The 5,243-nt window shown below is 38.6% G+C and carries 7 protein-coding genes; 6 read left to right on the top strand and 1 reads right to left on the bottom strand.

The genetic code is table 11. The annotated features are described in order from the left end of the window. The first annotated feature begins 935 nt into the window (after positions 1 to 935). The 5 genes from AC3DU7_RS24340 to AC3DU7_RS24320 all read left to right on the top strand — a co-directional run bounded on the left by AC3DU7_RS24340 (position 936) and on the right by AC3DU7_RS24320 (position 4,345). On the top strand, positions 936 to 1,196 hold the full coding sequence (locus tag AC3DU7_RS24340) for a DUF4212 domain-containing protein (RefSeq protein WP_488041881.1): 261 nt from the start codon (positions 936 to 938) through the stop codon (positions 1,194 to 1,196). Continuing rightward, positions 1,197 to 2,888 (top strand): sodium:solute symporter family protein, encoded by a 1,692-nt coding sequence (locus AC3DU7_RS24335; protein WP_488041880.1) that lies wholly within the window; start codon positions 1,197 to 1,199, stop codon positions 2,886 to 2,888. It begins immediately after the preceding gene. 338 nt (positions 2,889 to 3,226) lie between these two features. Beyond that, positions 3,227 to 3,571 carry a type II toxin-antitoxin system Phd/YefM family antitoxin gene (locus AC3DU7_RS24330; protein WP_488041879.1) on the top strand — a complete coding sequence of 115 codons (345 nt, stop codon included), beginning with the start codon at positions 3,227 to 3,229 and terminating at the stop codon, positions 3,569 to 3,571. 146 nt (positions 3,572 to 3,717) lie between these two features. Beyond that, positions 3,718 to 3,948: a type II toxin-antitoxin system Phd/YefM family antitoxin gene (locus tag AC3DU7_RS24325; RefSeq protein WP_488041878.1), complete on the top strand. Its 231-nt coding sequence runs from the start codon at positions 3,718 to 3,720 to the stop codon at positions 3,946 to 3,948. A gap of 7 nt (positions 3,949 to 3,955) precedes the next feature. Next, on the top strand, positions 3,956 to 4,345 hold the full coding sequence (locus AC3DU7_RS24320) for a type II toxin-antitoxin system VapC family toxin (protein ID WP_488041877.1): 390 nt from the start codon (positions 3,956 to 3,958) through the stop codon (positions 4,343 to 4,345). Positions 4,346 to 4,589: 244 nt separating this feature from the next. Here the strand turns inward: AC3DU7_RS24320 and AC3DU7_RS24315 are convergent, their stop codons facing one another. Beyond that, positions 4,590 to 4,727 carry a hypothetical protein gene (locus tag AC3DU7_RS24315; protein WP_488041876.1) on the bottom strand — a complete coding sequence of 46 codons (138 nt, stop codon included), beginning with the start codon at positions 4,725 to 4,727 and terminating at the stop codon, positions 4,590 to 4,592. Positions 4,728 to 5,005: 278 nt separating this feature from the next. On the opposite strand from AC3DU7_RS24315, the gene AC3DU7_RS24310 reads away from it, so the two are divergent. Further along, a partial coding sequence (locus tag AC3DU7_RS24310) for a helix-turn-helix domain-containing protein (protein WP_488041875.1) occupies positions 5,006 to 5,243 on the top strand: 238 nt, incomplete at its 3' end.

The following is a 5,243-nucleotide window of genomic DNA, read 5'->3' as shown; positions in this document are numbered from 1 at the left end:
TACTCCCTATGCGTGGAGGAGATGCTTATATAGATCCGTTTAGGGGTTCTATAGTGGGGCAGAGTTGGCAAAGGATAATTTTTCCTACTACCTCCTCTACAACTCCCCCCAAGTCTTGACTCTTAGCTACTCCCTACTCTACTCCCTACCTTAGCAAAAAGACTTCCATAAGCAAACCCTAATTAATTCATTCGGTTTAAAGCCTCTCATGAGCAAGGAGAAAAAAAAAGAAATAAGATTTCTGCTCAATTCAATTCTGTAACGGTTTTAACCTTCTTGTAATTATCCATTATTCATTATCCATTAATGAAAACCTCTTCATATTATGTCTGCTTAATTAATTATAAAAAAATCCTAAAAGCTATACATCCGTAGATTATTTAATTAGGGTTTGCGCTCAAAAGTCTTATGGGTGAGAGTAGGAGTCAGGAGAAATAGGAATGAGCGAGGATGTAGGAGTAAATAATTGTAAGAATGATTTTTCTACCATAGTCAGCCCAAAATACTAGCTTTATGCAGCTCTTTGCACCGAAAAGCCGACACTTTTTTAGACTAAAAAATGCTACAAGCTTTATCTGTCAATACTTTGATATTATATCGGCAACCCCTAATTATTTATTAACAACTAAATATGATTTTTCGTATTTCATACTACTTCTGCTATAACTCCTCAGCGCAGTTGTTGATAAAATGCCTAAATAATTAGAGAATAAAAAGTAACTATAAAAGTGGAGAAAAATACAAAAACTGAGGGCTAATTGTTAATTTTTATATAACACTTCCAATGAATACTAAATAATGCTTTAATGACAGCAGTTTTGGAATTAATCTCAGTTACCTAATTCATAGAAAAAAGGCCATGTTTAGAGTGAATTAATCGGCTTTTGTCCCTAAAATTTGTTCAAAATATCCATAATCAATCAACAACTTAAAAAATGAATGAAGAAAAACGTCAAGCATACTGGCGTGCCAACACAGCATTAATCAGAAACTTGCTAATAGTTTGGGCTACAGTTTCAATTGTTATGAGCATTCTATTAGTCCAACCCTTAAATAATATTCAATTTTTTGGCGTTCCTTTCGGTTTTTGGATGGCACAACAAGGCTCTATTTATGTGTTTGTCATCCTAATTTTCATCTATGCCATTCAAATGGATAAACTCGATAAAAAATATAATTCTGACAGGAGAGACTAAATGACTGCAGAAGCTTGGACATTTATACTAGTCATCATTTCCTTTATGGGTTATCTTTACATTGGATGGCGATCGCGAGTCAAAGATAGTAAAGGCTTTTTCGTCGCAGACCAAGGTGTACCTGCCATTGCTAATGGTGCTGCTACTGGTGCTGACTGGATGTCTGCAGCCTCATTTATTTCAATGGCGGGATTAATTTCTTTTTTGGGTTATGATGGCTCCATTTATTTGATGGGATGGACTGGCGGTTATGTGCTATTGGCACTACTGCTAGCTCCATACCTGCGGAAGTTTGGTAAATATACAGTACCCGACTTTGTAGGCGATCGCTACTATTCCAATATTGCCCGCATCGTTGCAGTTATTGCTGCCATCTTCGTATCCATGACTTACGTTGCTGGGCAAATGCGGGGTGTCGGTATTGTTTTTAGTCGGTTTTTGCAAGTTGATATTGGCACTGGCGTTGTCATTGGGATGATTATTGTTGCCTTCTTTGCCATTTTAGGAGGAATGAAAGGCATCACTTGGACTCAGGTTGCCCAATATACTGTACTCATTGTTGCTTATCTGATTCCAGCTATTGCCATTGCGACAGTTATTACAGGTATACCCATTCCTCAATTTGCCTTTACTTTCAGCGATATTGTCGAAAAACTCAATCAGGTTCAGGTAGACTTGGGTTTCCAAGAATACAGCGCTGCCTTTACTAACAAAACCATGCTGGATGTTTTGTTTATTACTATTGCGCTGATGGTGGGAACTGCTGGTTTACCCCATGTTATTGTTCGCTTCTACACGGTACCTGATGTAAGGGCAGCGAGATATTCTGCGGGTTGGGCATTATTGTTTATTGCTATCTTGTATACAACTGCTCCTGCCTTAGCTACTTTTGCCCGATACAACTTAATTGAGAGTTTGCACAACAAAACTGTGGAGGAAGTGCAACAGTTAGACTGGGCGACAAAGTGGGAAAAGACGGGTTTGTTAGAATTCACCGATCAAAATAATGACGGTCGCTTTCAACTAACCCCAGATAAAGAGACGAATGAAATTAAGATTGACCGGGATATTATTGTTTTGTCTACCCCAGAAGTAGCTAAACTTGCTCCTTGGGTAATTGCGTTAGTGGCAGCAGGGGGGTTAGCTGCTGCTTTGTCTACTGCATCTGGTTTGTTATTGGTGATTTCCAGTTCCATTGCCCATGATGTTTACTACAGAATGATCGATCCAGGAGCATCAGAGTCACGACGGTTAATGGTAGGTCGAGTCATGGTAGGGTTTGCTATTGCCATTGCTGGTTACTTTGGGGTCAACCCACCAGGGTTTGTTGCTCAGGTGGTAGCTTTTGCTTTTGGTTTAGCTGCTGCAAGTTTTTTCCCGGCGATCATTTTAGGAGTGTTTGACAAACGCACTAACCGGGAAGGAGCGATCGCTGGTATGGTAGTGGGTTTATTGTTTACTACTATCTATATTATTGGTGTCAAATTTGCCGGAATGCCAACATGGTTTTTCAACGTTTCTCCTGAAGGTATTGGCACTGTAGGTATGGTGCTGAATTTTATTGTGACTTTGGTAGTATCTCGGATGACACCTCCTCCACCTTTTGAAATACAAGAAATGGTAGAGGATTTGCGATCGCCTCTAGCTGTACCTGTTCCCATTAATGACATTGGGGAGGAAGAGTTGGATTAATTGCAAGAAAGAAGACTTCCAGTAGGGTGTGTTAGCGACAGCGTAACACACCGAAAATCAACATGATGGTGGTGCGTTACATTTCATTAACGCACCCTACTAGACTACTACAAATTTTTCAACGTTGATGATGAGAATGTTTCAATTCACAACCCCCCAGATGTAGGTTGGGTTGAGGAACGTTAGCGGAGCTTATCCGTAGGATAAACCCAATATAATATACATATAGTGTAGGTTTTTGTTGGGTTGCGCTGCCGCTTAACCCAACCTACAATCTCTAAAATATCCTAAGTTAAGTTAAACTGGTAATGTAATATAAAAGTGATTCAGAAACAAAAATGGCTACACTTCAGATAGAAAACTTACCTAACGACTTCAAAATCAATCTCTCGGAGTTATTATCTGGTATCAAACCTGGAGAAGAAATTATTATTTTAAATCAAGGGGTGGCGATCGCGAAATTGGTTCCCATTTCTCCCTCATCTAACCGACTAGCTAGTTGGGGGCAGGATAGAGGAAAATTTGTCGTGCCAGAGGATTTTAACGAATCTTTGCCGGAAGAGATTACCGAAAAACTTAATAGTGTTTACACTCAACACTCCTCGGACTTAGATGAGAATATTGCTATGATGCAGTATAGCAGCTTGAAAGGTAAAGATACCTGTTCAACAATTAATAATTAATAATTAATAATTACCTCTCCTTGAAAACGGATAGGATTGACTAATAATGAAAATTTTTCTTTATTATCCCCTTAAAACGGGAGGCTTTAAACCACCATTTTTCGGTAAAATTTACACTACAAAGCTATAGGAGAACTTACTTAAAAATGGCAAAAATTACTACGGATGAATTACCCGAAAGTTTACAGACTCTATTTATAGAAGTCGAACGCACAAAAACACCACTAACTGTTATCCATGAAGGAAAACCATTAGTGATTATTTATCCGGCTGTTACCGAGACTAAACGCGCTCCCTGTGGCGTAATGAAAGGAACTGGTGAAATATTAGAGGATCTAGTAGCTCCTGTTAACGAACCTTGGGAAGTATTGGAATGAAATTGGAATGAAAATTCTACTTGATACTCATATTTGGGTTTGGTATTTACTTGACGATGCACGTTTATCGCTCCAACTTCAGAGAGCGATCGCCGATTCTAATAACGAACTTTGGTTGAGTCCAATTAGTGTTTGGGAAGCACTCATCCTTGCAGAAAAAAGACGGATATCTATGCAACCCGATCCTGTTACATGGATTAATTTAGCTTTACAGAGTTTAGAAACTCGTGAAGCTCAAATGAATCATGCTATTGCTATTTTAAGTCGTCAGGTTGTACTACCTCATAAAGATCCCGCAGACAGATTTATTGTTGCTACAGCTATTTACTATGGGTTAACATTAGCCACGGTTGATACTAATATTATAGGTAGTTCGGCAGTACAAACACTTAGTTAGAAAATCTTGTATAGGAGCGATCGCTCATGTAGGTTGGGAGGAGAAACGAAACCCAACATAATATAGTCCAGTAGAGTGTGTTAGCGCCAGCGTAATGTACCCAAAATCAAGGGTGGTGCGTTACATTTCATTAACGCACCCTACAAGATCTCATGTAGGTTGGGTTGAGGAACGAAACCCAACATAATAGATGTATTATAGAGGTTTTTGTTGGGTTAAGTGACAGCGCAACCTAACCTACAATCTAGGCACCAACACCAAGAGATGCACCATTTGCAGCTCCCATCTTGGCACCAACAACTGCTCCTGCTGGACCTGCAACCACGAACCCGATAGTTCCAAGTGTAGCTGCGCCTACTACAAGTCCAGTTGCAGTCTTCACAGCGGTCTTTGTTGCTTCTTTAGCTAGTTCTTCTTTGAAATTATCAGACATAATAGACATCTCCAAAATGATATGATTATTAATTGGACTTTAAATGTTGTCCAAGAGAGCTTTAGAGAAGATTAAACGGTAATAGTCTAAGACTTATTCTCTAAAATTGCTTTTCATTGTTACCTACAAATCAAGGTTTTGCCTAGTCCAAAATGTTTAAAGTTTGTTACTCTTGTTCTGACTCAAATTTATCTAATTTTGTGGAAAAATGTGAAAAATGTACTAGAATGTTACTTAATGTAAGCGATAATATCAGAAAGCCAATACCTCGTGACCCTATGGACTTACAAAAAGCCTTAGAAACAGTCGATCAAATAGTTTTCTCGAAAACGGGCAAACATCTAAATAAACTACAAAAAGCTATACTCAGAGTAACTATAGAAAAGCAGACTTATGAAGTTATTGCCAAAGAATTTGATTGCTCTGAAAGTAATGTGAGAAAAGCTAGCTCAGAATTATGGCAGA

This window comes from Okeania sp., assembly GCF_983059655.1.
The sequence above is the reverse complement of the archived record's forward strand: the minus strand, read 5'-3'. Positions and strand labels throughout refer to the sequence as shown.

Bases quoted from the DNA above. Each gene is read 5' to 3' on its own strand.
- AC3DU7_RS24340 (WP_488041881.1), top strand. From the start codon at position 936: ATGAATGAAGAAAAACGTCAAGCATACTGGCGTGCCAACACAGCATTA.
- AC3DU7_RS24335 (WP_488041880.1), top strand. From the start codon at position 1,197: ATGACTGCAGAAGCTTGGACATTTATACTAGTCATCATTTCCTTTATG.
- AC3DU7_RS24330 (WP_488041879.1), top strand. From the start codon at position 3,227: ATGGCTACACTTCAGATAGAAAACTTACCTAACGACTTCAAAATCAAT.
- AC3DU7_RS24325 (WP_488041878.1), top strand. From the start codon at position 3,718: ATGGCAAAAATTACTACGGATGAATTACCCGAAAGTTTACAGACTCTA.
- AC3DU7_RS24320 (WP_488041877.1), top strand. From the start codon at position 3,956: ATGAAAATTCTACTTGATACTCATATTTGGGTTTGGTATTTACTTGAC.